Here is a 23,973-nt window from a genome sequence, read left to right as displayed (position 1 = left end):
GCAGCGAGGGGCCGTCGGTGTCGAGATTGCGCAGGTCGGCCATCCTGGCGACGTTGAAGGTGCCCATCTGCTGGAAGAGGAACGTGCGGACGGCGACGGGCTGATGCACCGGCACGGCCCCGACCCACCCACCGGACCGAACCGTGCGTGTCAGTCGAGTGCCGGTGCACCTTCCACCGTGAAGCCGATCACCGTGCCGCCGCCCTTTCGGGGGTGGGCGAACGGGATGCCTCCGTGGGCTGTGGAGACCTCGCGGACGATCGACAGGCCGAGGCCCGAGCCGGGCAGGCTGCGGGCGTCGGCGGTTCGGTAGAAGCGGTCGAAGACACGCACGAGGTCGTCGTCACCGATGCCGGGACCCCGGTCGAGCACCTCGACGCGCACCGGTCGGTGACGGCTGCCGAAGCCTGCCGAGGCTGCGGGGCCCGTGGAGCCGGCCGGGCTCGGGGGGCCTGCGGGGGACGGGCCCGTCACCTCGACCTCGATCGGTGCCGTTCCGGCCCGGTCGAACTTGGTCGCGTTCTCGACCAGGTTGGAGATGGCGCGCTGCAGGGCGCTCGGGCGGCCGTCGACCGTCGTGTCGCCGGTGGCCCGGACGCTGATGTCCCGCCCGGTGCGGCGGCGCGCGACGACCGCGACGTCCTCGGCGAGTTCGGCTAGGTCGAGCCGCCGCACCGGCTCGGTGTCCGACTGGCCCGCCGCGAGGGCGACCAGTTCGTTGACCAGGTCGGTCAGCTCCCGGGACTCCAGCGCCAGATCGGCGACGAGTTCCTCACGGGCGTCGGGCGGCAGTTCGTCGATCCGGCGGAGCATCGAGATGTTCGTACGCAGGGAGGTCAGCGGCGTACGGAGTTCGTGCCCCGCGTCCTGCACCAAGCGCCGCTGGTCCTCCTCGGACTGGGCAAGGCGGCCGAGCATCCGGTCGAAGGACCGCCCGAGCCGGGCGACTTCGTCGTATCCGGTGATCGGCACCTGGATGCCGAGACGACCGGTGCGCGCCACGTCCTCGGCGGCCCCCGCCAGCCGCACGAGACGCCGGGTGATGCGCCGGGCCAGCCACCAGCCGAACAGTCCCGCGGCGATCACGACGGCCCCGACGAGCAGGACGGTCCGCTGCTGGAGTTCCCGGAGCAGATCCTCGGTGTCGCTGAACTGCTGGGCGACCTGCACGGCACCGCGTCCGCCGCCGAGCGAGACGGTCGCGATGCGATAGCGGTCACCGGCGACGTAGACGTCCTTGTGCTCCACGAGCCCGCCCGCCGTGGCGTCGTCGGCGACGGCCCGGTCGCGGCCGTCCACGGGCAGCGGAGGGACACCGTGGTCGGCGATCACGCCGTCCGGCCCGAGCACCTGAACGTCGGTGCGGCTGGGCCGGATGATGTCGTCGAGGGGCCCGTCGTGGTCCGGGTCCGAGGAGGCGAAGTCGCCGGTGTGCAGGGGGTGTTCGCGGACCTGGTCGCGCAGGTCCTGCACGACCTCGGCGAAGACGGTCTGCTGGTCGACCCGCACGAGCCGCGCGGCGGCGTCGTAGCTCAGGAACCCGACGAGGACCGTGACGGCGGCGGCGACGGCCGCGAAGGACACGGTGAAGGTGGCCCGCAGTGAGGACACCTGCCGCAGCCGTCGTCGCACTCAGTCCTCCCTCAGGACGTACCCCACGCCCCGCACGGTGTGGATCAGCGCCGGACCGCCCGGCTCGTCGAGCTTGCGCCGCAGGTAGCCCACGTACACGGCGAGGTTCTTGGATCCGGGGCCGAAGTCGTAGCCCCAGATCCGGTCGTAGATGGTGGAGTGGTCGAGGACGATGCCCGCGTTGCGGACGAGCAGTTCGAGGAGCTCGAACTCGGTGCGGGTCAGTTCCAGCTCGCGCCGGCCGCGCCAGGCCCGGCGGGCCTGGATGTCCATGCGCAGCCCGGCCGCGGAGATCTGCGCTCCGGCCGTCCGGGGTTCCCGGGGCGGGGGCGCCGGCGTGTCCTCGTCGAAGGCGGCGTTCCCGGTGCGGCGCAGGAGCGCGCGGAGCCGGGCGAAGACCTCCTCGACGTCGAACGGCTTGACGACGTAGTCGTCGGCGCCGGCGTCGAGGCCGGCGATGCGGTCGGCGGTCTCGACGAGCGCGGTGAGCATCAGGATCGGGGTGCGGTCGCCCTCGGCGCGCAGCACGCGGCACACCTGGAGGCCGTCGATGCCGGGCATCATGACGTCGAGGACGAGGACGTCCGGCGGGGTGCGGTGGGCCTGGGCCAGCGCTTCCACGCCGTCGGCCACGGCTGTCACCGTGTAGCCCTCCAGTGTCAGTGCCCTTTCCAGGGCATGGCGGATGGCGCGGTCGTCCTCGGCGAGCAGTACGTTCTGGGGCACTCGACCAGTCTGCCAAGCCGCCGGCCGCGTGCGACCTGGTGAGCGGCTCCGCGACGGACCTTCTTACCGGCCTCTCACTCCTTTCCGGTGTGTCGGACGTGCCCGGAAAGGTCCGGGGCACGTCCGGATCCGGCCGGGCACCGCCCGGTCTCACGGGGCCCACCGGGCACCACCGGATCTCACCGGCCACACCGGAGGTGTCAGCCGACGTGCACCCGTGGCCGGCGTGCGCGGTCGGGTTCGGCCTCGCGCAGGACTTCCCGGGTGACGGGGGCGACCTCGCCCTGGCCGAAGAGGAAGAAGCGCAGGAAGTTGGCGAAGGGGCTGCCCTCGGTCCACTCGAAGTAGATGTGCGGGATGCCGCCGGTGGAGTCGCGCACGTAGAGGAGCAGGGCGGCGAGGGCGTTGGGGATCGAGGCGGATTCCAGGGTGAGGACGCGGTAGCGGCCGTGCAGGACCTCGCCGCGTACGTTCATGACGGACTCGAACTCCGAGGGGTCGCCCACGGTGACCTCCAGGAAGACGAAGTCCTCCTGGAGCGGGAGATCGTGGTCGGCGCGCATCTGTTCGATCTTCTCGCGGTACTCGGTCATGTCGCGGTTGTCGGGCTCGTTGGCGATGAACCGGATGCGCCGGCTCGCGATGTCCCGTACGAACCGTTCGGCCATGTCGTCCAGGGTCATGCTGGTCACCCGCAGCTCGAAGGCGCGGGCGAGCCGGGAGAGGAAGGAGACGAGCATGATGCCGGCGATGAAGCAGGCACCGATCTTCACACCGTCGGGGCGCTCGATGATGTTGACGACGGTCGTGTAGAGGAAGACGACCGAGATGACCGCGAACGCGATGGTCCAGTGCTTCTGGCGGGCCTTGCGGGCGGCGATGGTGACGGCGATGGCGGCGGAGCTGATCAGGACGAGGACACCGGTCGCGTACGCGCCGCCCTGGGCGTCGACGTCGGCGTCGAAGATCCACGTGACCAGGAACGCGACCAGGGTGAAGACGATCACCATGGGGCGGACGGCGCGGGCCCAGTGCGGGGCCATGCCGTAGCGCGGGAGATAGCGCGGCATGAGGTTGAGCAGCCCGGCCATGGCGGAGGCGCCGGCGAACCACAGGATGCAGATCGTGGAGACGTCGTAGACCGTGCCGAAGGCGTTGCCGAGGTACTCGTGGGCCAGGTAGGCGAGGGCACGGCCGTTGGCCTGGCCGCCCGGCTCGAACTCCTTCTCCGGGATCAGCACGGTGGTGATGAAGCTGGTGACGATCAGGAAGACGCTCATGATCACGGCGGCGGTGGTCAGGAGCTTCTTGGCGCCGCGGATCCGTCCGGTGGGCTTCTCCTCGGTGTCGGCCGGGTCGCCCTCGACGTGCGGCATGACCGCGACTCCGGTCTCGAAGCCGGACAAGCCGAGCGCGAGTTTCGGGAAGACCAGCAGGGACACGCCGATCATGGCGAAGACGTTGCCGTGCTCGGCGGTCAGCGCGGTGGTCCAGTCGGTGACGAGGTGCTCGTGGGTGATGACCTCCCAGACACCGGCCACGGCGACCACGACGTTGAGCGCGAGGTAGATGCCCACCAGGACGACGGCGACGCCGATCGCCTCCAGGAAGCCCTTGAGGAAGACCGCGCCCAGCAGGGCCACCAGGAACAGGGTGATCACCAGCTGCTTGTCGTGCAGGGCGCTGTTCAGGTGGGGGTTTTCCACCAGGTGGGTGGAGGCGTCGGCCGCCGAGAGCGTGATGGTGATGAGGAAGTCGGTGGCGGCGAAGCCGAGCAGGGTGAGGACGAACAGCTTGCCCTTCCAGAAGGAGAGCAGGCGTTCCAGCATCGCGATGGAGCCTTCGCCGTGCGGGCTCTCCTCCGCGACCCGGCGGTAGACGGGCAGGGCGCCCGCCAGGGTGACGATGACGAGCACGATGGTCGCCACGGGGGACAGCAGTCCGGCCGCGAGGGCGGCGATGCCGGGCTGGTAGCCGAGGGTGGAGAAGTAGTCGACGCCGGTCAGGCACATGACGCGCCACCAGCGCTGCCCCTTGTGCACGGGCGCCGGCTCGGCGGCCTGAGTCGGGAGTTGGCGGCCCTTGCCCTTGCCCATGTCGGACAGGCCTTCCAGCATCCACGCCCGCAAGCGGCTCGGCGGGGCGGGCTCGGTGCTGGCCATCGATGACTCTCCTGTACGTACGTCTCGTCGAACGGTTCCGGCCATCGAGGAGACGGCGCCCATCAGCGTATGCAGAGAGTGATCCCTGGGCCCGAGCGTCCAGGGGCCTCAGGCGTCAAGCTTGCGTTAAGACGGGCCGGTCGTGCATCACGGGAGCGCCAAGGGGACGGTGTTCGTCGCCCGGTCAGGAGGCCCCCGAGGAGTCGGCGATCCCCGAGAAGTCGCCCGGGACCGGCGACAGCGCGGACGTGAAGTCCAACGGGAAAGCGCTGCCCGACTACGGCAAGGCGCACAGCCTCGTGCGGGTCACCGACGGTGTCGAGCGCATCCAGGAACCGTGACGCGCCGGCCGCACCGCCCGCCGGGTCAGACGAGATGGGCGAAGACCACCAGGTTGTCGGTGTAGTCCTTGACGGTGCGGTCGTAGGTGCCGGCGCAGGTGATGAGGCGGACCTCGGCGTCGGGGGTGTCGGCGTACACCTTGTCGTCGGGGAAGGCGTCCTTCGCGTAGGTCTCCGCGCTGTCGACCACGAAGGACGCCGTCCGTCCGTCGGAGCGCTCGACGCTGAACCTGTCGCCCTTCTCCAGGTCTCCGAGACCGGCGAACACGGCGGCGGAGGTCTTCGTGTCGACGTGCCCGGCGATGATCGCCGTCCCCGTCTCACCGGGGGAGACGCCCTTGGCGTACCAGCCCACCATGTTGGTGTCGTTCGGGGGCGGAGGCTGGAGCTTGCCCGAGTCGTCGAGGGCGAGTTCGGTGAAGGGCGCGTCCACCGAGATCTTCGGGATGTGCAGCCGGATCGGCTCGGCCCGCGGGAGATGCTTCGCGGCCGGGCGGTCGTTCGAGGGGGAGGCCGAGGACACGGGCGCGTGCGAGTGCGCGGGGGCCGCCGCGGCGGGGGTGGCGGGGGAGGGGCCGGACGATTCGTCCTGGCGGTGGAGCACGTTCGTGGTCAGCAGGACCGCGACGCCGGCGCACCACACGACCCACGTCGCACGACGCCGGAAGGTGCGTCGGGGTGACATGTGCGGGGTCTCGGCGGGAGAGGACAACCGGGCTGCCATCGGGTACCACCTCATCGGGTCGGGGCAGCGAAGCGGACTGGGCGGAAGTGTCGGGAACAGCGGGACGGGCAACGGAAGCAAGATCAGCAAGACCGTTCAGGCAGTCACCGGAAGCAAGACCGGCGAGACCGGTAACGGAATCAAGACCGGCCTGACTGGTCGGACCGGCAACGGAATCAAGACCGGCTGGACCGGCCTGGCCGGCAACAGAGGCAAAGGCAGAGGCGGGAAGCGCGGCTGGAGCGGAAGGAGCGGAAGGAGCGGCAGGAGCGGAAGGCGCCGCGCAAGCCGGCGGAGGGACCGGCCGGGCCACCACGGGTGAGGGGGTGGCGGCCCGGACCGCTATGTCGTCAGGCATGGTCAGGCCACACCACCCTGGGCGTTCTTACGGCGCAGCATGTACACGCCCGCGGCCGCGAGGCCCAGGACGCCCAGTCCGCCGGCCGTGACGCCGGACGTCGTGGCGAGACCGCCACCACCGGTGTGGACGCCGCCGTGCGGCTTCTCCTCGGACTCCTTGCTGCTCGAGTCCCACGAGCCCTTGCTGCTCGAGTCCCACGAGCCCTTGCTGCTCCCGGAGTCCCAGGAACCGCTGCTGTCGGAGCTCGAGGAGTCCTTGTCCTTGTCCTTGTAGGTCTCCGGGTCGTACTTCTTGTCACCCTTCCAGGAGTCGTCCGCCTTGAGGGACGTCAGCGCACCGCCGCCGGTGTGCACGCCGCCTTCCGGCTTCTCGTGGTGCCAGGTGGGCTTGCTGTGGTCGCTTTCGCTGTCCTTGCCGTGCTCGGCGCCGTAGCCGGAGTCCTCGTGCTCCTTGCCGTAGCCGGAGTCCTCGTGCTCCTTGCTGGAAGAACCGGAGTCTTCGTGCTCCTTGCTGGAAGAACCGGAGTCTTCGTGCTCCTTGCCGGAAGAAGAGGAGGAAGAGGAAGAGGAGGAGGAAGAGGAGTCGCTGTGGTCCCAGTCGCCGGTCGCGGCGGCGTACGCGCCGGGGGCGCCGATCGCGAGGGCGGCGGTGGCCGTCGCGGCGGCCAGGAGCATGCGGGCAGATCGCATTTGTCGGAGTCCTTCCGTCAGAACCAGGTAGCTGACCTCTTGTCAGCAGGCGAAAACCCGGTGCGACGTGATCCACCGTCAATCCGAAGCGCGCGGCGCACCACCCGGGGAGCTCGCCCGGCCCATGGCGGAGACCCCCGTCCGGCGGTCACCCCGATGCGTGCCCGACGGCGGCCCACCCCGTCTGACCTGCCGATTCATCCCGCCCTCCCGGGGTGGCGGCGCCCCGAGCGGCACTTCTCATATGACCCGATCGGCGGCGACACGTCTGCTGCGCCCGGATGGGCCGTGCGAGGCCCTCACCGTCAGATCCCTTTGTCCTGACGGCTCTTGTCTTGACGCGGCCGTGGGAGACCCATGGGCGAGTCATGTCCTGGCGCCGCTCCGGGGAGGGCGCGGGAGAAGCGGGAGCGGCACCCTCCGCCGTCACACTGAGGGTCCATGTCGTGAGGAGAGATGATCATGAGCAACGGGCGGAGGATCACGGTGGTGACCGGCGGCAGCCGCGGGATCGGCGCCGCGGTCTGCCGGCGGCTGGCCCTGGAGGGCCATGACGTCGTCATCGGCTACCGGTCCGACCGTGCGGCCGCGCGGAAGGTGGCGGAGGCCGTCACGGACGCGGGCCGGCGCTGTCTCGCCGTGGCCGTCGACACCTCCGACCCCGCGGCGGTCGACGGGCTCTTCGACGCGGCGACCGCCGAACTCGGTCCGGTCACCGGGCTGGTGAACAACGCGGGCGTCAGCGGGCCCAACGGACCGCTGTCCGGCGCCGACCCCGACGGGATGCGGGACGCCCTCGCGGTCAACGTCCTCGGCTATCTGCTCTGCGCGCGCCGTGCCGTACGGGAGATGACCGCGTCCGGCGGGGGTGCGATCGTCAACATCTCGTCGGCCGCGGCGACCCTTGGAAGTCCGGGGCAGTACGTCCACTACGCGGCGGCGAAGGCGGCCGTCGACGCCCTGACCCTGGGCCTGTCCAAGGAGGTGGCGGCCGACGGCATCCGAGTGAACGGTGTCGCCCCGGGGACGGTCTGGACCGACTTCCACGAGGACCCGCAGCGTCCGGCCCGGGTGGCCGCCGTCATCCCCATGGGCCGGGCCGGCCGGCCGGAGGAGATCTCCGGCGCGGTGGCCTGGCTCCTGTCGGACGACGCCTCGTACACGACGGGGGCGGTCCTGCGGGTTGCGGGAGGCCTGTAGCCGGCGTTCTCCGGTGGTCCGCGCCTCGGGCCGGTGATCGTCGGCGGTCGTCCAGGAGCGGCGGCCGTCCCGGTCAGGAGAGGCGACCGTCCCCGGCGGGAGAGGCGATCGTCCCCGGGGAGGAGAGGCGACTGTCCCCGGCGGGAGAGGCGATCGTCCCCGGGCATGAGAAAGGCGGGGTCCGGAAACCCCGCCCGCTGCCTCAGGACCCCGGGATCAGGGCCACACCAGGCAGTACGGCTGATGCCCCGCCTCGTGCAGGCGGTGGGAGAAGTCCTGCCACTCGTGCAGGAGCTGGTAGACGTTGAACGCGTCGCGCGGGCCGCCGCGGTCCGGGACGGTGGACCAGATGAAGGCGGCCGCGCCCACGGCCTCCTCGCCTATGCCGCGCAGCGGGTCGACGACGGTCATGGGGAGTTTGACCACGGCGTAGTCGGGGTGCAGGACGACGAGCTCCAGCGGCGGCACCTTGTTCAGGGGGACGCCTTCTATGCCGGTGAGGACCATCGCGGCCATCGTCTCCGGCTTGATCTTGGTGAACATGCCGTTCATGCCGAGTTCGTCGCCGCCGAGTTCCTCGGGACGCATCGAGATCGGGACCCTGGCGGCCGTCGCGCCGTCCGGCGCGCCGAAATATTTGTACGTCACCCCCACTCGGCCACCATTCCCGCTCTCCGCCCGCAGTCGCTCGACCGCGCGATCGATCCGCTCGTCGGGGTCACCCTGCGAGCCCTGTATCTGGCCGGCTCTGCCGGCCGCCGCTTCCTCCGCCTCACGTCGGTGTTTCCCCCGCCGGGCACGCCGAGGGTTGAGGTCATCGGTCCCCTCGCCCAGTCCGCCACCGCGATGCATATCTCCACCCGACTGCTTTTCTAAGTCGCGCGACCCCCGCCACGCAACCCGATCATCGTGACAGTGACCTCCCCCACGGTCGCACGCCGAAACGTACGCCGAAATACCTGTCCGCGGGATCTTCGCGGCCCCTGAACACCGTCGTTCATGTGAGCTGTCCGTTCGTGGTCCCAGTTTCGCAGATGGCCGGGGGAAGGGACCCGGTTGTCGTCCAGGGCTCCGTCACACCGGCCCGGCGATGGCCGGGATCTTTCCTCTGTGGAGCCGTACGTCGGGCCGGGGCCGTCCGTTCACGGCGCCCCGCTCTTCCCCTCACGGTCCACCGGGCCCCCTGGCCTACCCTGAGGAGGTCACTAGCCCCCCGGAGTCGGAGACGTCGCAGGTCATGACCGAACTGCCTTATCCCTACGAAGCCCCAGCCTCGCAGTCGCTGTTCGACCGCGCGGCGGCCGTCACACCAGGTGGCGTGAATTCTCCGGTGCGCGCCTTCCGCGCCGTGGGCGGTACGCCCCGGTTCATGGTGTCCGGTACCGGTCCGTATCTGACCGACGCCGACGGCCGTGAGTACGTCGACCTCGTCTGTTCCTGGGGTCCGATGATCCTCGGGCACTCCCGCCCCGAGGTCGTCGCCGCCGCTCAGGAGGCCGTCGCGCGCGGTACGTCCTTCGGTACGCCCGGTGAGGGAGAGGTGGCCCTCGCCGAGGAGATCGTCTCCCGCGTCGAGCCCGTCGAGCAGGTCCGGCTCGTCTCCAGCGGCACCGAGGCGACCATGTCGGCCATCCGGCTCGCCCGCGGGTTCACCCGGCGCACGAAGGTGATCAAGTTCGCCGGCTGCTACCACGGCCATGTCGACTCGCTGCTGGCCGCGGCGGGCAGCGGGGTCGCGACCTTCGCGCTGCCCGACACGCCCGGCGTCACCGGCGCCCAGGCCGCCGACACCATCGTCCTGCCGTACAACGATCTCGAAGCCGTGCAGGCCGCGTTCCACGCGCACCCCGGCGAGATCGCCTGTGTGATCACCGAGGCCTCGCCCGGCAACATGGGTGTGGTGCCGCCCGCGCCCGGCTTCAACCAGGGCCTCAGGGACGCCTGCGCGAAGAACGGCGCCCTGTTCGTCTCCGACGAGGTCATGACCGGCTTCCGCACGAGCCGGGCCGGCTGGTTCGGGATCGACGGCGTGCGTCCCGACCTGATGACCTTCGGCAAGGTGATGGGCGGTGGCTTCCCGGCCGCCGCGTTCGGTGGCCGCGCGGACGTGATGGCGCACCTCGCGCCGGCCGGGCCGGTGTACCAGGCGGGCACGCTCTCGGGCAATCCCGTCGCCACCGCCGCCGGGCTCGCGCAGCTCCGGCTGCTCGACGAGGCCGCGTACGACACGATCGACGCGGTGTCGGAGCGGATCAGGACGCTGGTGACCGAGGCGCTCACCAAGGAGGGTGTGACCCACCGTCTGCAGAGCGCCTCCAACATGTTCTCCGTCTTCTTCACGGGACGCCAGGTGCGCGACTACGAGGACGCGAAGGCGCAGGAGTCCTTCCGCTACACCGCGTTCTTCCACTCGATGCTGGCGCAGGGCGTCTACCTGCCGCCGTCCTCCTTCGAGTCGTGGTTCGTGTCGACGGCCCATGACGACCAGGCGGTTCAGAGGATCGCCGACGCCCTTCCGGCGGCGGCACGGGCAGCGGCGGAGGCCACGGCATGAGCGAGACCACCGGCAAGAACGGCGCCGGCGACATCACCGTCGTCCATCTGATGCGGCACGGCGAGGTCGCCAACCCGGAAGGGGTGCTCTACGGGCGGCTGCCCGGGTACCACCTGTCCGAGCTGGGCCGGCAGATGGCCGACCGGGTGGCCGAGCACCTCAGCGCGCGCGATGTCACGCATGTCGTGGCCTCGCCGCTGGAGCGGGCGCAGGAGACGGCGACGCCGATCGCGAAGGCCCACGGGCTCGACCTGGCGACCGACGGGCGGCTCATCGAGGCCGACAACGTCTTCCAGGGCAAGACCTTCGGTGTCGGGGACGGCGCGCTGCGGCGGCCGGAGAACTGGAAGCACCTCGTCAACCCCTTCAAGCCGTCCTGGGGCGAGCCGTACGTGGACCAGGTCGTCCGCATGATGGGCGCGCTGGACGCCGCCAAGGACGCCGCGCGCGGCCACGAGGCGGTGCTGGTGAGCCATCAGCTTCCGATCTGGATCGTCCGCAGCTACGCGGAGAAGCGGCGGCTGTGGCACGACCCGCGCAAGCGGCAGTGCACCCTGGCTTCGCTGACGACGTTCACCTACCGCGGCGACAAGATCGTTTCCGTGGGCTACACCGAGCCCGCGCGCGATCTGGTTCCGGCTCATCTCCTGGCGGGCGCCAAGCCGGTGCCGGGCAAGAGCAAGGCGTTCGGGGCCTGATGCCAGATGCCCGGGGCCGGCGTTCGGGCCTGACGGGCCCCTCCGAAACCCGGGCCGAATGGGCGCATCTTCGTAAAATCATATAAATCACCGCGCGTTTATCGGAACCTCGGACTTCATCGTGCCCTCTCATGGGATGCCAGCTGAGAGCCAGCTGAGAGGGTGCGATGAAAAGAGGTCCGTATGCGGGACGTCAGCCGAAGGGGAATGATCGGCCTCGGTGCGGGTGCGGCGACCGCGCTCGGACTCGCCGCGTGCGGCACCACCTCGGGCAAGGACGCGACGAGGCATCCCGACACCTCCGCCACGGCGGGCACCGGCCGGCCCGGTGCCCCGAAGAAGCCGGCCGCGCGTCTCATCGGTGACGGCTCCACCGCCTACACCGGCAAGCAGCCGCGCCAGCCGCAGGCCCCTGTGCCGCTGGAGCCCGGTGAGACCCCGCCGCAGTTCGTGGTCTTCTCCTGGGACGGGGCCGGAGAGGTCGGCACCGGCCTCTTCGACCGCTTCCTCCAGCTCGCCCGTGAGAACGAGGCGCACATGACGTTCTTCCTCTCCGGGCTGTATCTGCTGCCCGAGTCGAAGAAGCGCCTGTACGACCCGCCCAACAACCCCCGCGGCGCCTCGGACATCGGCTACCTGAGCGACGAACACGTCCGCTCCACCCTGAAGCTGGTCCGTCAGGCCTGGCTCGACGGCCACGAGATCGGCACCCACTTCAACGGCCACTTCTGCGGCGGCTCCGGCTCGGTCGGCAACTGGACGGCCCGCCAGTGGACCAGCGAGATCGAGCAGGCCAAGTCCTTCGTCACCGAGTGGCGCACCAACACGGGCTGGACCGACCTGCCCCCGCTGCCCTTCGACTACGAGAAGGAGCTCATCGGCGCCCGCACCCCGTGCCTGCTCGGCCAGAACAGCCTGCTGCCCGCCGTCAAGGAGCTCGGCTGGCGCTACGACGCCTCCTCGCCCGGCGGCGTCCAGCGCTGGCCGCAGAAGAAGGAAGGGCTGTGGGACCTGCCCCTGCAGGCGATGCCCTTCCCCGGGCACCGCTTCGAGGTCCTCTCGATGGACTACAACATCCTCGCCAACCAGTCGGTCGCCACCACCCGGGCGCCCTCGTACAACTACCCGGGCTGGCGCACCCAGGCGTCCGCGTCGTACGTGGCGGGATTCAAGCGGGCGTACGAGACGAACCGCGCGCCCTTCTTCATCGGCAACCACTTCGAGGAGTGGAACGGCGGCATCTACATGGACGCCGTCGAGCACGTCTTCACGCACATCGCCCAGCAGAAGCAGAAGGGCGGCGACGTGCGCTTGGTCTCCTTCCGGCAGTTCGTGGACTGGCTCGACGTCCAGCGGCCCGAGGTGCTGGCGAAACTCCAGGCGATGGACGTGGCCGAGGAGCCCTCCGGCGGCTGGCACCGCTACCTTCGGGGGCATGCCGCCTGAAATGCGGGTATCCGCCCGCAAGGGGGGTGCGGAAGATCCCCGAAACGGGCATGCGAAACTTTTCACATGAGTGCCGCCTGCCGCGCAGACCAGCGCCCGAACCGCCCCCGCGCCGCCCTTTACGCCGCGGGGGCCGCCGTCGCCGCGCTCGTGCTGTCCGCGTGCGGCTCCGGCGGCACCTCCGGCGGCTCGGACAACAGCAACTTCGTCCGCGGCAAGGACGGCATCTCCACCGTCGCCAAGGGGTCGAGGGACGCCGCCCCCGACCTCTCGGGCAAGACCATAGACGGCGAGCAGCTCGACGTCGCGGACTACAAGGGCAAGATCGTCGTCCTCAACGTGTGGGGCTCCTGGTGTCCTCCGTGCCGCGCCGAGACACCGAACCTGGTCAAGGTCGCCAAGGAGACCGCCGCGCAGGGCGTGCAGTTCGTCGGCATCAACACCCGTGACCCCAGTACCTCCCCGGCCAAGGCCTTCGAAAAGGCGCAGGGCGTCCCGTACCCCAGCCTGTACGACCCGAAGGGCAAGCTGATGCTCCGCTTCAAGAGGGGCACGCTCAACCCGCAGACGATTCCCTCCACGATCATCATCGACCGGGACGGGAAGATCGCGGCCCGCACGCTGCAGGCGCTCAGCGAGGTCAAACTGCACGAGATGCTCGACCCCGTCCTCGCGGAGAAGTGACCGACGTGTCCCTTCTCCAGACGTCCACGGACCTCGCCGCCTCGACCGACATGAACACCACGGTCTACAGCGGCGCCCTGCTGCTCGCGCTGCCCATCGCCGTGCTCGGCGGCCTCGTCTCCTTCTTCTCGCCGTGCGTCCTGCCGCTCGTCCCCGGCTATCTGTCGTACGTCACCGGAGTCAGCGGCACGGATCTGGCGGAGGCCAGACGGGGACGGATGGTCGCGGGCGCCAGTCTGTTCGTGCTCGGCTTCACCGCCGTGTTCGTCTCCGGCGGCGCGCTGTTCGGCTACTTCGGCTCGACGCTGCACGAGTACAACGGCACGCTCAGCAAGGTCCTCGGCGCGCTGATGATCCTGATGGGTGTGTTCTTCATGGGGCTGATGCCCTGGCTCACCCAGCGCGAGTTCCGCTTCCACCGGCGGCCGGTGACCGGGCTCGCGGGCGCCCCGATCCTGGGCGCGCTCTTCGGCATCGGCTGGACGCCGTGCCTGGGCCCGACACTCACCTCCGTCACCGTGCTCTCCATGGACCAGGCGAGCGCCGGGCGGGGGGCCATACTGACGGTCGCCTACTGCCTCGGTCTGGGGGTGCCCTTCGTGCTCGCCGCGGTCGCCTTCCGCAAGGCGCTCGGCGCGTTCGGCTGGGTGAAGCGTCACTACACCTGGGTGATGCGGATCGGCGGCGGAATGATGATCGTGACCGGCCTTCTCCTGCTGACCGGTGCCTGGGACGGCATCGTGCAGCAGATGCAGACCTGGTCCGACGGCTTCACGGTAGGGATCTGACGCATGAGCAGCACTGACACCGGCAAGACGACCGGCCCGGCCGGCGCCGGGGAACCGGCCGGCGAGGATACGCCGGCCTCCCGGGAGACGCTGGACGCCCGCGAGATCGGCGAGGCCGGGGCGCAGCTCTCCACCGCGCCCGTGGAGACGGCGATGCCCGGCTCCTTCGGCGGCGCGCGCACCCCCGGCGCGCTGGGATGGATCGCCTGGACCGGCCGTGAGGTCACCGGCTGGGTCCGCTGGATCTGGCGCCAGCTCACGTCGATGCGGGTCGCGCTGATCCTGCTCTTCCTGCTGTCGCTGGGCGCCATCCCCGGATCGCTGATCCCGCAGTCCGGCACCGATGCCGCGAAGGTGCAGGCGTTCAAGGACGCGCACAGTGTGCTCGGTCCGCTCTACGACCGGCTCGGCTTGTTCCACGTGTACAGCTCGGTGTGGTTCTCCTCGATCTACATCCTGCTGTTCGTCTCGCTCATCGGCTGCATCGTGCCCCGCACCTGGCAGTTCGTCGGTCAGCTCCGCGGCCGTCCGCCGGGCGCCCCCAAGCGGCTGACCCGGCTGCCCGCGTACACGACCTGGCGCACCGCGGCGGAGCCCGAGCAGGTCCGCGAGATCGCGCTCAAGGTGCTCAAGCAGAAGCGGTTCCGGGCGCACGTCGACAAGGACGCCGTCGCCGCGGAGAAGGGCTACCTCCGCGAGACCGGCAACCTGCTCTTCCACATCGCGCTCATCGTGATGCTCGTCGCCTTCGCCTGGGGCCAGCTCTTCAAGTCCGAGGGCGACAAGCTGATCGTCGAGGGCGACGGCTTCTCCAACACGCTGCTGTCCTACGACGACTTCAAGTCCGGCAACCTCTTCAGCACCGACGACCTGACACCGTTCAGCTTCGACCTGAAGAACTTCACCGGCACCTACGAGCGGACCGGCCCCAACAAGGGCACGCCCCGCACGTACCAGGCGGCCCTCACCTACAGCGAGGGTGCCTACGGCAAGGAGCGCAAGACGCTCGTCAAGGTCAACGAACCGCTCGTGATCGGCGACACGAAGGTCTATCTGACCGCCCACGGCTACGCGCCCACCGTGACCGTCCGCGACGGCAAGGGCAACGTCGTCTTCCACGACGCCGTGCCGCTGCTGCCGCTGGACTCCAACGTCACCTCGCAGGGCGCCGTCAAGGTCATGGACGGCTACAAGAACGCGCAGGGCAAGACCGAACAGCTCGGCTTCTCCGCGTTCTTCGTGCCGACCTTCGCCGGGGCCGGCAAGGGCGACATGTTCTCCCAGTTCCCCGCGCTCGACTACCCCGTCCTCGCGCTGAGCGGCTTCCACGGCAGCCTCGGGGTCGACGCGGGTCTCCCACAGAACGTGTACCAGCTCGACACCGACCACATGAAGCAGTTCAAGGACGCCAAGGGCGCGATCCTCAAGGCGCGGCTGCGGCCCGGCGAGACGATGGCGCTGCCGGACGGCGCCGGTTCGATCACCTTCGACAAGGACATCAAGGAGTGGGCGAACTTCCAGGTCACCCAGCAGCCCGGCAGTGACTGGGCGCTGGCCGGAGCGTTCACCGCGATCTTCGGACTCGCCGGGTCGCTGTTCATCCAGCGCCGCCGGGTCTGGGTGCGGGCGACCACCGGCGACGACGGTGTCACCGTCGTCGAGATGGCCGGGCTCGGCCGCAGCGAGTCCGCGAAACTGCCCGAGGAGCTCGGCGACCTGGCCGCGCTCGTGCACGAACAGGCACCCACCAAGCCCGACGAAGACGCGGCACCCACCGACGCCGACGCCGAACCCCCCGTACCCGCCGCTGAAGGGGCCGAGAAGCAGTGACGCTCGCCACCGCACACGACCTGGGCGCCGTGACCGAACTGGCCACCGCGACCAACGAACACCTCGCCAACATCAGCAACACGCTGATCTACTCCGCGATGGCCGTCTACACCCTGGCCTTCTTCGCCTTCATCGCCGAATGGCTCTTCGGCAGCCGCAGCAAGGTCGCCCGCACCGCCAGCGCGCTCACCGCGAACGGCGCGGAGGCGGCCGCGTCGGCCCCCGAGGTCACCGTGCGGAAGGCCGGTACCACCGCGGTGCTGGAGCGGCCGAAGGTCGTCACCCGGTCCGCCGCCGGCGCGCGGGACGTGCCCGACGGGCCCGGCGCCCACGGCGGGGACGAACAGGGCGACCTCTACGGCCGGATCGCCGTGTCCCTCAGCGTGCTCGCGTGGGGCGTCGAGGCGGCCGGTGTGCTCGCCCGCGCCCTGTCGGTGCGGCGGGCCCCCTGGGGCAACATGTACGAGTTCAACATCACCTTCTCCACCGTCGCCGTCGGGGTCTTCCTCGTCCTGCTCGCGCTGAAGAAGAACGTCCGCTGGCTCGGCCTCCCGCTGATCACCACGGTCCTGCTCGACCTCGGTCTCGCGGTCACCGTCCTGTACACCGCGAGCGACCAGCTCGTCCCCGCGCTGCACTCGTACTGGCTGTACATCCACGTCTCGACCGCGATCCTGTGCGGCGCCGTCTTCTACGTGGGCGCCGTCGGCACGGTGCTGTACCTCTTCAAGGACTCGTACGAGAACAAGCTCGTGAACGGCGGAACGCCCGGCCGGTTCGCCACCTCCGTCATGGAGCGGCTGCCCGCCTCGGCCTCGCTCGACAAGTTCTCCTACCGCGTGAACGCGGCCGTCTTCCCGCTGTGGACCTTCACGATCATCGCGGGCGCGATCTGGGCGGGCGACGCCTGGGGCCGCTACTGGGGCTGGGACCCGAAGGAGACCTGGGCGTTCATCACCTGGGTCGCCTACGCCTGTCACCTGCACGCGCGCGCCACGGCGGGCTGGAAGGGCCGCAAGGCCGCCTACATCGCCCTGATCGCCTTCGGCTGCTGGCTGTTCAACTACTACGGCGTCAACATCTTCGTCGGCGGCAAGCACTCCTACGCGGGCGTCTGACCCGCCCCGCACGCGAAGGCCGGCCTCCGTGACCCTGTCACGGAGGCCGGCCTTTTCCCTGGGCGCGCGGCCGGAGCCTAGGACGGCGGCAGGCACTGCGCCGCCGGCGGCTTCCCGTCCGGCCAGGCGATCCTCACGAAACGGGCGCGGCTGTCGTGGGTCAGTTCCACGATCGGCACGGCCTTGTCGTACGGGTTCCCGTGGGCGTCCAGACAGATCCACCCGCTCGCCCCGTTCACCCGGAGCTGCGCGCCCTTCACCTGGGGCCACTGGAGGCCGACGTCGGCGAGCGCGGGGATCCGCCCGGTCGGCGAGGCCCCGCGGATACCGCGCACGGCGAGCCGCATGGCGTCGTACGCGATGATCAACTGCCCGTCGTCGAGGGACACCGGGCCGATGGGCCCGACCGGCTCGCGCGCGGCGTCGGCCAGCAGCCGCCGGAGCACCTTCGCGTCGGCCGCGCTGCCGCCGGTCCGCGCGCCGTCCTTCACCCAGGCGTCGGGATGGGCGAGGGCCGTGTAGCGCACGGTCAGCAGCGGGTCCTTCAGCGCGGCCGGGTCGAGGTCCTTGTCGCCCGCGAGGTACGAGCCCTCGTCGCCGGTGAGCACGGTGAAGCGGCGGTCGGAGCAGCCCCGGGCGCCCAGCGCGTTGATGAACTGCCGCAACTGGGTGTGCCGGCCGGCGAACAGGACGGTGTTCGTGGTCTTCGGCGTGTTGCACAGGATGTTGGCGATCTGCGCGAAGACGTTGGCGGTGCTGCCCTCCTTGCTGCGGTCGGCGGGCGGGGTGAAGGGCTGGGCCTCGTAGCGCCCGCCCTTGAGCATCTTCTCGAACGACGTCTGGAGCGTGCGTGTGTACGGGTCGCCGGTCCGGTCGTAGACCAGGAAGGCGTTGGCCGCCGACACCTTGGCGAAGGAGGCGAGGGCGCGAGCCTCGTCGGTGTTGGTGGGGGAGACGCGGGCGAGCCCCGGGAAGGGGTCCTTGCCGGCCTGTCCGTTGGCGAGGCTGTCGGCGGTGATCGAACTCCCTATCACCGGGATGCCCCGCCCGGTGAGCTCCGCGACCGCCTTCTTGTTGTTGTCGGTGCTCACTCCGACTCCGGTCACCGCGCGCAGCCGGTCCGGGGCCTCGGTCATCCGGTCGAGCTGGTCGACGGTGTGACGCCAGGAGGCTCCGGTGGCACCGGGGTTGGCGAGCACGAGCCGGATCTTCGGCTTCAGCCCGGTCGTGTCGTGGTTGGCCTGGTACTGCGCGAGATAGGCGCCCTGGAGTTCGTGGAGGGTGTCGGCGAGGTTGTCGGCGTCGGTCGCGGTGAAGGGTTCGAGCAGGGCGACGGTGACGTAACTGCCGGGCTTCAGGCGGTGGTTCTCGCGGTTGATGGCCCGTACGGTCTCGGCGAAACGTGCCCGCCCGAAGGCGTACGCGGTCGAGGAGACGCCCACGCACTCGTCGCCGTCCTTCGGCTGGACGACTCCCGGCGCGCACGAGCGGTCCACCTTCGCCGCCGTCATGCCACCCCACACGCCGAGGCCCACGAGGGCGGCGGCGAGCGTCAGCGCGACATACCTGCGGAAACGAATCTCCCAGATGTCCTCGCGCAGCCAGACCCATAAGCGCGCCATCACCGTCCTCCGTCCTCGTCGTCCGGGACGCGCAGCGGCCGGCCGGCCAGGGCGTCCGAGGGCCAGTCCCGGGAGGCCCGCCACAGCAGGGCGTTGCCCGCGGGCCGCAGGTTCGAGAGCTGTTCCAGTTCGAAGCGCAGCCGCTCGGCCACCCTCGGGTCCGGCAGCACCAGGGGGTCGGTGAGCTGCCACACCGCGTGCAGCAACCGCCGTACGCGCAGGTGCAGTACGGCGTCCACGCCGTCCGGTGGCCGGTGCGTGGCGTCCGTGCGGCCGAGGGCGACGGAGGCGCGGTGGTCGGGGCCCTCGAAGTCGCGGCCGTCCGGATCGTGGGCGTGGTAATAGGGCGCGGAGGCGATGAACAGCAGCGAGGTCAGCCAGTCGCGGGTGTCGGCGCCGCGGAAGGTGTCGCGCAGTTGCGCGACCGCGAAGTCGGCTTTACCGAGGGCGAGTTCGTGGTGCAGTCGGTAGCGGTCACTGTCGGCCGGGGAGGTGTCGGCCAGGTCCTGGTAGTGGTCGACGAGGGCGCGGTGCACCGCCCGCCACCGTTCGTGGCCGGTGTCGTCGTGGTGCAGCCTGAGCAGGAGGAGCGCGCGCAGGAAGGGATCGCCGACGAACTGTCCGGCCGCCGTCGCCCAGCCCTCCGACGCGAGCCGTTCCTCCAGGTCCAGGACGCCGGACGCGCCGAAGTCCTCCGGCAGCCGCGACTGGGCGAGCGAGCACGCCGAGTCGCGGTCGTGGGCCGCGGCCAGCACGGTCAGCTCGTCGAGGCGGCCGCCGGGGACGAGCCGGCCGAGGAGTTCCTGATAGGCGGGGCGGCCCGCCTGGTCCTCGTGCGGGGTGATGTCGGCGGTGAGCAACGTGCCGAGCGAGTCGGCCCCTTCGGGCAGGTTCTGCCGGACCGAGGCGGCCAGCAGGGTGATGCCGAGCGGGCTGCCGCCGGTCAGCCTGTGCGTGGCGTGCGGGAGTTGGGGCGGCACGACGGCCGGGGCGGTGGGTCCGGCGCCGAGGCCGCCCGAGGCGGTGTCCATGATGTGCAGGGTGTCGTCGGGGGTCAGCGGCGGCAGCGGGACGAGCAGGGCCCGCGAGGACGGGGAGGCGCCGGGCCGCCAGTCGGTGCCGCGGGCCGTCTCGGGCAGCGCGAGGCGGCCCGCGTTGCGCAGCGCCGGATGCGCGTAGCCCCGTAGCGCGGCGAAGAACACGGCCTGGTCCTTGATGCCGTCGGCGCGGTCGCGCAGGACCGGCTCCAGGAGTCCGAGGCCCGCGGGCTCCTGGACGTTGTCGATCAGCAGGACCGGGCGTCCCCGCCGGTGGGAGCGCTGGACGACGCCCGAGTAGGCGTCGTCCAGGTCGGCCAGCAGGGCCCGTACGAGATGGCGTTCGGCGTGTCTGCGGGAGTCGCCGCCCGCCCGGAAGTGGCGGGAGAGCAGGATCAGCGCGAGCTTGGGGCTGCCGCCCGCGTTCGGGTAGTCGCGGTACCAGCCGGCGGCTCTGCGCAGCCGGCGGTGGGCCGGGGAGACGCCTTCCGCGAAGGCCTCCAGGGTGGCCTCGATGATGGGTTCCACCACCGGACCGGTGCCGCTGGTCGAGGCGACGAGCTTGGAGATCACCTTGCTCACCCAGCGCCCGGCGAATCCCGACAGCCAGGACTCGGTCTCGCTCAGCAGCAGGATGCGCTCCGCCTCCTGCCGGATGCGCGGCACGTCGCGGTCGCTCCAGCCGCCCGCCGCCACGGCCAGCAGCCCGGACGACAGCCGCGGGAAGCCGATCCGTCCGGCACCCTTGACCGGTTCGGCGAGCTGTTCGGCGGCCGTGGTGAGCGCCTGCCCCACCGGGGACCAGGACTCGGCCGGGCGGTCCGGAGGCGGCGCGCCGAACTGCCGTTCCTCGCCGTCGATCAGGGCGATGGGCGTGTGTCCGCGGTAGGCCTCGCGCAGGGCGAGGAGTACCGCGGTCTTGCCCAGTCCCCGGCCGCCCGCGAAGACCACGAAGGGCGGCTCCTCGGGGTGTTCGTACGGTGTGGCGCGGAGCTGGTACGGACGCAGGCCGACCAGTCGTGACGCGAGTCCGGGCGGATCGGTGTCGAAGAGCGCCCCCCGGCCGTGCAGCTCTGTGTGCACCGCATCTCCCCCTGGTCCGCGGTCCGGTCCATTCCCTATGTACTGCTGTGAGGTGTATCAACAACAGTTTAAGAAGGGGGGGTTGGTTCGGGATAGGGCGTCCGGTGTCCGTTCAGTTACGAAAACGTTCAACCGTTCAACCGACAGTGATCGAATCGAGCTTCCGGCGCAGGTAGATGTGGGAATCCACCGGTTCGTACACGACGCGGCCGACGGGGGCGGGCACCGACTCGACCCGTGTTCCCGGTGTGCACTCGCCGAAGTACACGAGCGAGATCAGCTCCTCGGCGGGTGCGTCGGCCGGCGGCGGCAGCACCCGGTGCCGTCCCGAACGCCACCGGTCGCCGGTCCAACGGGCCATGAGATCACCGATGTTGATCGTCAGCGCCGCCGGGTCGAACGGCGCGTCCCGCCAGCCGTCCGTGTCCGTGAACACCTGGAGCCCGCCCTTGCCCGCCTGCCGGTCGAGGATGGTGACGGTGCCGAAGTCGGTGTGCGGCCCGATGCGGAACTGGCCGGGCCGCGCCTCGCCGACGACCTCCGTGCCCGGATACCAGTTGATGTTGAAGCCGTACGTCGGATGGTCCATGTGGCGGGAGAAGAAGTCCGGTTCGAGGCCGAGCGCCCGGCCGAGCAGTTCGAGGAGCAGGTTCTCCAGCCGTGCCATCTCCGCCAGGTACTCCTCGCAGAGCGCCCGCAGCTCCGGGGCCTCGGCGGGCCAGACGTTCGGCGCGTACCACTGTGCGTTGGTCTCGGGGTCCTCGAACGGCTCGTGCGTCGCGAACGTCAGCGACTCCTTGAGGTCCGGCGGGGTCTCGGTGCCCTCCGCGTAGCCGTTGGCCTCGGCGCCGGGCCCGAGCCAGCCGCGCCCGCCGACCCGGGCCGCGTACGGCTGCTTGGCCGCGGTGGGCAGCAGGAAGAAGGCGCGGGCCGCTTCCCGCACACGGCGGCGCAGCTCCGGGTCCACCTCGTGCCCGGTCACCAGCAGGAAGCCGGCCGTGCGCAGGGCGTCGTCGACGGTGCGGGCGAGCGCGGCACGGGCGTCACGGTCCCCGGAGAGCCAGGGCCCCAGGTCGACGGTGGGGACGCCGGAGATCGCCGGACGCGCGGTGGCGTCGGGGACGCCGGAGGCCGCGGGGCGCGCGGCGTCGGCATCGGGCAGGCCGGTGACGCTGGAAGGCGCGGGGCGCGCGGCGTCGGCGGTGGTGTCGGGCGGGCCGGAAGCAGCCGGATGTGCGGAGCCGGTGGCGTCGGGGGAGCCGGAGGGCGCCGGGTGTGCGGGGCCCTCGGGGCCGGGCGCTGTCGTCGGGTCATTCACCGATGTCCTCGTTCCACAGGGCCGGGTTCTTCTTGATGAAGTCGCGCATCAGCGCGGTGCACTCGGGATCGTCGAGCAGCACGATCTGCACGCCGTGCCCGGCGAGCCAGTCGTGGCCGCCGTGGAAGGTGGCCGCCTCGCCGACGACCACCCGGGAGATCCCGAACTGCCGGACGAGCCCGCTGCAGTACCAGCACGGGGACAGCGTGGTCACCATGGTCGTACCGCGATACGTCCGCTGCCGTCCCGCGTCGCGGAAGGCGGCCGTCTCGCCGTGCGCCGAGGGGTCGCCGTCCTGGACGCGGCGGTTGTGGCCGCGGCCGAGCAGGGTGCCGTCCGCGCCGTACAGCGCGGCCCCGATGGGGATACCGCCCTCGGCGAGCCCGGCGCGTGCCTCCTCCAGAGCCGTCGCGAGCCACACGCGGGCCTGTGCCTGATCGATGCGCTCCATGACCCCACTGTCCCCCGGCTCCCCCTCTCCCGTCGCCGGAACACGAGGGCGATGCGGGGACGTGCCGATCTACAGCCCGGAAGCGGCCACACGCAGGAGGAGTTTGCCCGTGCTCGTCCGTGAACCCATCAGTGTGTGTGCCTCCGCGGCCGACTCCAGGGTGAACTCCGCCGTCACCGGCAGGGTCACCGTGCCGTCGGCCACCGTCTCGAACGCGCGTGAGGCGATGGCGCGGAGGGCGGCCGGGGCCGTTCCGGCCAGGCCGAGGATCGAGAACCCGGAGACCGACAGGCCGGTCGGGTAGAGCTCGGGCTGGCCCACCGTCCAGGGCTCCGCCGAGCTCGCGTTGCCGAAGGAGACCAGCCGGCCGAAGGGGGCGAGGGAGGCGAGGCCGCCGCGGAGGGTCTCGCCGCCCACCGGGTCGAGGGCCAGGTCCACCCCGCGGCCGGCGGTCGCCGCGCGCACCTCATTCCGGAAGGACCCCACGAACGCCTCGTCGTAGCCGTTGCCGAGGGCGTACTCGGCCTTCGGCGCGCTGGACACCACGCCGTACACCGCGCCGGCCCCGGCCGCCTTCGCGAGCTGGCCGAGCACCGTGCCCACCCCGCCCGCCGCGCCCTGCACGAGCACGGTCTCGCCGGGCTGGAGCCGGCCCACCGTGTGCAGCAGCGCGTACGCCGTGGGCAGGACGGTGGGGAGTGTGGCGCCGGTGCGCAGGCCGATGCCGTCCGGCAGCGGGAAGACCGTCACGGCGTCGGCCACCGTCACCTCCGCGTACGCCCCGCCCTCCGTCAGCGCCGCGACCTCCTGGCCGGCCCGCAGTCCTGTGACGTCCGGGCCGACCGCCCGGACGCGGCCCGAGACCTCGAGCCCGGGCACGAAGGGGAGGTCGGGGACGCGGTAGCCCTCCGACCTCGCCTTGAGGTCCGCGAAGTTCACGCCCGCGTAGACCACGTCGATGCTCACCTGCCCCGGACCCGGATCGGGGACCTTCGCCTCGGTGACCCGCAGGACCTCGGGACCGCCGTACTCCTGGAATTCGACCGCACGCATGGCACACCCCTGGTGGACGCTCGACTGTTCAATGAAAAGCGAACACTCGGGAGTGTATGGTTTTCATCGAACACTCGGCAAGCGGACCAGGGAACGAGCGGGGAGGCCGGCGTGGCGGAGCGGACCAGTCACCGGTCGGCGCCCGAGCACACCCACCCCGGCGAGGTCCCCGTGCCGGCCGCCCTCGCGGCCCTCGCCGACCCCGTACGCATCCAGCTCGTCAGAGAGCTGGCCGGGTCCGCGGAGTGGAGCCGCAGCTGCGGCAGTTTCGACGTGCCCGTCGGCAAGGCGGCCCTCAGTCATCACTTCGCCGTGCTGCGCGGTGCCGGTCTCGTCGAGCAGCGCGACGAGGGCCCCAGGCGGGTCAACCGGCTGCGCCGGGCCGAGTTCGACGCCCGCTTCCCGGGCCTCCTCGCCCTCGTCCTGCGCGAGGAGCCGGACCGCTGAGCGGTCTCG

The 23,973-nt window shown here is 71.0% G+C and carries 20 protein-coding genes; 9 read left to right on the top strand and 11 right to left on the bottom strand.

Going from position 1 to position 23,973, the window contains the following annotated elements:
- Positions 1 to 150: 150 nt before the first annotated feature.
- The 5 genes from ACWEBX_RS19755 to ACWEBX_RS19735 form a co-directional block, all read right to left on the bottom strand.
- Positions 151 to 1,632 carry a HAMP domain-containing sensor histidine kinase gene (locus tag ACWEBX_RS19755; RefSeq protein ID WP_451886117.1) on the bottom strand — a complete coding sequence of 494 codons (1,482 nt, stop codon included), beginning with the start codon at positions 1,630 to 1,632 and terminating at the stop codon, positions 151 to 153.
- Positions 1,633 to 2,358, bottom strand: a complete 726-nt coding sequence (locus ACWEBX_RS19750; RefSeq protein ID WP_451886116.1) for a response regulator transcription factor — start codon at positions 2,356 to 2,358, stop codon at positions 1,633 to 1,635.
- Between the two features lie 200 nt (positions 2,359 to 2,558).
- Positions 2,559 to 4,520, bottom strand: a complete 1,962-nt coding sequence (locus tag ACWEBX_RS19745) for an amino acid transporter (protein WP_451886115.1) — start codon at positions 4,518 to 4,520, stop codon at positions 2,559 to 2,561.
- Positions 4,521 to 4,886: 366 nt separating this feature from the next.
- Entirely contained in the window at positions 4,887 to 5,585 is a 699-nt protein-coding gene (locus tag ACWEBX_RS19740) for a class F sortase (RefSeq protein ID WP_451886114.1), read from the bottom strand.
- Between the two features lie 360 nt (positions 5,586 to 5,945).
- Positions 5,946 to 6,635 (bottom strand): hypothetical protein, encoded by a 690-nt coding sequence (locus tag ACWEBX_RS19735; RefSeq protein ID WP_451886113.1) that lies wholly within the window; start codon positions 6,633 to 6,635, stop codon positions 5,946 to 5,948.
- 462 nt (positions 6,636 to 7,097) lie between these two features.
- Between ACWEBX_RS19735 and ACWEBX_RS19730 the strand changes: the two genes are divergently transcribed.
- Positions 7,098 to 7,835: an SDR family NAD(P)-dependent oxidoreductase gene (locus tag ACWEBX_RS19730; protein WP_451886112.1), complete on the top strand. Its 738-nt coding sequence runs from the start codon at positions 7,098 to 7,100 to the stop codon at positions 7,833 to 7,835.
- A gap of 216 nt (positions 7,836 to 8,051) precedes the next feature.
- Here the strand turns inward: ACWEBX_RS19730 and ACWEBX_RS19725 are convergent, their stop codons facing one another.
- The gene (locus ACWEBX_RS19725) at positions 8,052 to 8,489 is read right to left on the bottom strand and encodes a hypothetical protein (RefSeq protein ID WP_019061278.1); all 438 of its coding nucleotides are present in this window, start codon (positions 8,487 to 8,489) and stop codon (positions 8,052 to 8,054) included.
- Positions 8,490 to 9,072: 583 nt separating this feature from the next.
- Here ACWEBX_RS19725 and hemL point away from each other — a divergent pair.
- The 7 genes from hemL to ccsB all read left to right on the top strand — a co-directional run bounded on the left by hemL (position 9,073) and on the right by ccsB (position 16,953).
- The gene (gene hemL, locus ACWEBX_RS19720) at positions 9,073 to 10,389 is read left to right on the top strand and encodes a glutamate-1-semialdehyde 2,1-aminomutase (RefSeq protein WP_451886111.1); all 1,317 of its coding nucleotides are present in this window, start codon (positions 9,073 to 9,075) and stop codon (positions 10,387 to 10,389) included.
- A complete protein-coding gene (locus tag ACWEBX_RS19715; RefSeq protein ID WP_451886110.1) occupies positions 10,386 to 11,087 on the top strand; it encodes a histidine phosphatase family protein in 702 nt (233 codons plus the stop codon). Before hemL ends, ACWEBX_RS19715 begins: the two co-directional genes overlap by 4 nt.
- A gap of 183 nt (positions 11,088 to 11,270) precedes the next feature.
- Complete coding sequence (locus ACWEBX_RS19710) at positions 11,271 to 12,533, top strand: hypothetical protein (RefSeq protein ID WP_451886109.1); 1,263 nt, start codon at positions 11,271 to 11,273, stop codon at positions 12,531 to 12,533.
- Between the two features lie 66 nt (positions 12,534 to 12,599).
- On the top strand, positions 12,600 to 13,217 hold the full coding sequence (locus ACWEBX_RS19705; RefSeq protein ID WP_451886108.1) for a TlpA family protein disulfide reductase: 618 nt from the start codon (positions 12,600 to 12,602) through the stop codon (positions 13,215 to 13,217).
- Between the two features lie 50 nt (positions 13,218 to 13,267).
- On the top strand, positions 13,268 to 14,005 hold the full coding sequence (locus ACWEBX_RS19700) for a cytochrome c biogenesis CcdA family protein (protein WP_451886122.1): 738 nt from the start codon (positions 13,268 to 13,270) through the stop codon (positions 14,003 to 14,005).
- 3 nt (positions 14,006 to 14,008) lie between these two features.
- On the top strand, positions 14,009 to 15,835 hold the full coding sequence (gene resB / locus ACWEBX_RS19695; RefSeq protein WP_451886107.1) for a cytochrome c biogenesis protein ResB: 1,827 nt from the start codon (positions 14,009 to 14,011) through the stop codon (positions 15,833 to 15,835).
- Positions 15,832 to 16,953, top strand: coding sequence for a c-type cytochrome biogenesis protein CcsB (gene ccsB, locus ACWEBX_RS19690; RefSeq protein WP_451886106.1), 1,122 nt, complete (start codon positions 15,832 to 15,834; stop codon positions 16,951 to 16,953). Before resB ends, ccsB begins: the two co-directional genes overlap by 4 nt.
- 77 nt (positions 16,954 to 17,030) lie before the next feature.
- Here ccsB and ACWEBX_RS19685 read toward each other — a convergent pair whose 3' ends face one another.
- The 5 genes from ACWEBX_RS19685 to ACWEBX_RS19665 form a co-directional block, all read right to left on the bottom strand.
- Positions 17,031 to 18,575 (bottom strand): ABC transporter substrate-binding protein, encoded by a 1,545-nt coding sequence (locus tag ACWEBX_RS19685; protein ID WP_451886105.1) that lies wholly within the window; start codon positions 18,573 to 18,575, stop codon positions 17,031 to 17,033.
- Positions 18,575 to 20,695 (bottom strand): hypothetical protein, encoded by a 2,121-nt coding sequence (locus ACWEBX_RS19680; RefSeq protein WP_451886104.1) that lies wholly within the window; start codon positions 20,693 to 20,695, stop codon positions 18,575 to 18,577. The genes ACWEBX_RS19685 and ACWEBX_RS19680 overlap by 1 nt, the downstream gene beginning before the upstream one ends.
- Before the next feature lie 136 nt (positions 20,696 to 20,831).
- Entirely contained in the window at positions 20,832 to 21,791 is a 960-nt protein-coding gene (locus tag ACWEBX_RS19675; protein WP_451886121.1) for an isopenicillin N synthase family dioxygenase, read from the bottom strand.
- Between the two features lie 214 nt (positions 21,792 to 22,005).
- Positions 22,006 to 22,464, bottom strand: a complete 459-nt coding sequence (locus ACWEBX_RS19670) for a nucleoside deaminase (RefSeq protein WP_451886103.1) — start codon at positions 22,462 to 22,464, stop codon at positions 22,006 to 22,008.
- Between the two features lie 69 nt (positions 22,465 to 22,533).
- Positions 22,534 to 23,517, bottom strand: a complete 984-nt coding sequence (locus tag ACWEBX_RS19665) for a quinone oxidoreductase family protein (RefSeq protein ID WP_451886102.1) — start codon at positions 23,515 to 23,517, stop codon at positions 22,534 to 22,536.
- Between the two features lie 111 nt (positions 23,518 to 23,628).
- On the opposite strand from ACWEBX_RS19665, the gene ACWEBX_RS19660 reads away from it, so the two are divergent.
- Positions 23,629 to 23,964: an ArsR/SmtB family transcription factor gene (locus ACWEBX_RS19660; protein WP_451886101.1), complete on the top strand. Its 336-nt coding sequence runs from the start codon at positions 23,629 to 23,631 to the stop codon at positions 23,962 to 23,964.
- Positions 23,965 to 23,973: the final 9 nt, after the last annotated feature.

This window comes from Streptomyces sp. NPDC005070 (assembly GCF_053600395.1).
Note: the sequence above shows the minus strand (reverse complement) of the source record. Positions and strands in the feature narration are given on the sequence as shown.

Excerpts from the sequence above, each read along its gene's own strand:
- hemL (WP_451886111.1), top strand. The coding sequence starts at position 9,073 with ATGACCGAACTGCCTTATCCCTACGAAGCCCCAGCCTCGCAGTCGCTG.
- ACWEBX_RS19710 (WP_451886109.1), top strand. The coding sequence starts at position 11,271 with ATGCGGGACGTCAGCCGAAGGGGAATGATCGGCCTCGGTGCGGGTGCG.
- ACWEBX_RS19685 (WP_451886105.1), bottom strand. The coding sequence starts at position 18,575 with ATGGCGCGCTTATGGGTCTGGCTGCGCGAGGACATCTGGGAGATTCGT.
- resB (WP_451886107.1), top strand. The coding sequence starts at position 14,009 with ATGAGCAGCACTGACACCGGCAAGACGACCGGCCCGGCCGGCGCCGGG.
- ACWEBX_RS19665 (WP_451886102.1), bottom strand. The coding sequence starts at position 23,517 with ATGCGTGCGGTCGAATTCCAGGAGTACGGCGGTCCCGAGGTCCTGCGG.
- ACWEBX_RS19730 (WP_451886112.1), top strand. The coding sequence starts at position 7,098 with ATGAGCAACGGGCGGAGGATCACGGTGGTGACCGGCGGCAGCCGCGGG.
- ACWEBX_RS19715 (WP_451886110.1), top strand. The coding sequence starts at position 10,386 with ATGAGCGAGACCACCGGCAAGAACGGCGCCGGCGACATCACCGTCGTC.
- ACWEBX_RS19705 (WP_451886108.1), top strand. The coding sequence starts at position 12,600 with ATGAGTGCCGCCTGCCGCGCAGACCAGCGCCCGAACCGCCCCCGCGCC.
- ACWEBX_RS19740 (WP_451886114.1), bottom strand. The coding sequence starts at position 5,585 with ATGGCAGCCCGGTTGTCCTCTCCCGCCGAGACCCCGCACATGTCACCC.
- ACWEBX_RS19745 (WP_451886115.1), bottom strand. The coding sequence starts at position 4,520 with ATGGCCAGCACCGAGCCCGCCCCGCCGAGCCGCTTGCGGGCGTGGATG.
- ACWEBX_RS19700 (WP_451886122.1), top strand. The coding sequence starts at position 13,268 with ATGAACACCACGGTCTACAGCGGCGCCCTGCTGCTCGCGCTGCCCATC.
- ACWEBX_RS19735 (WP_451886113.1), bottom strand. The coding sequence starts at position 6,635 with ATGCGATCTGCCCGCATGCTCCTGGCCGCCGCGACGGCCACCGCCGCC.
- ACWEBX_RS19670 (WP_451886103.1), bottom strand. The coding sequence starts at position 22,464 with ATGGAGCGCATCGATCAGGCACAGGCCCGCGTGTGGCTCGCGACGGCT.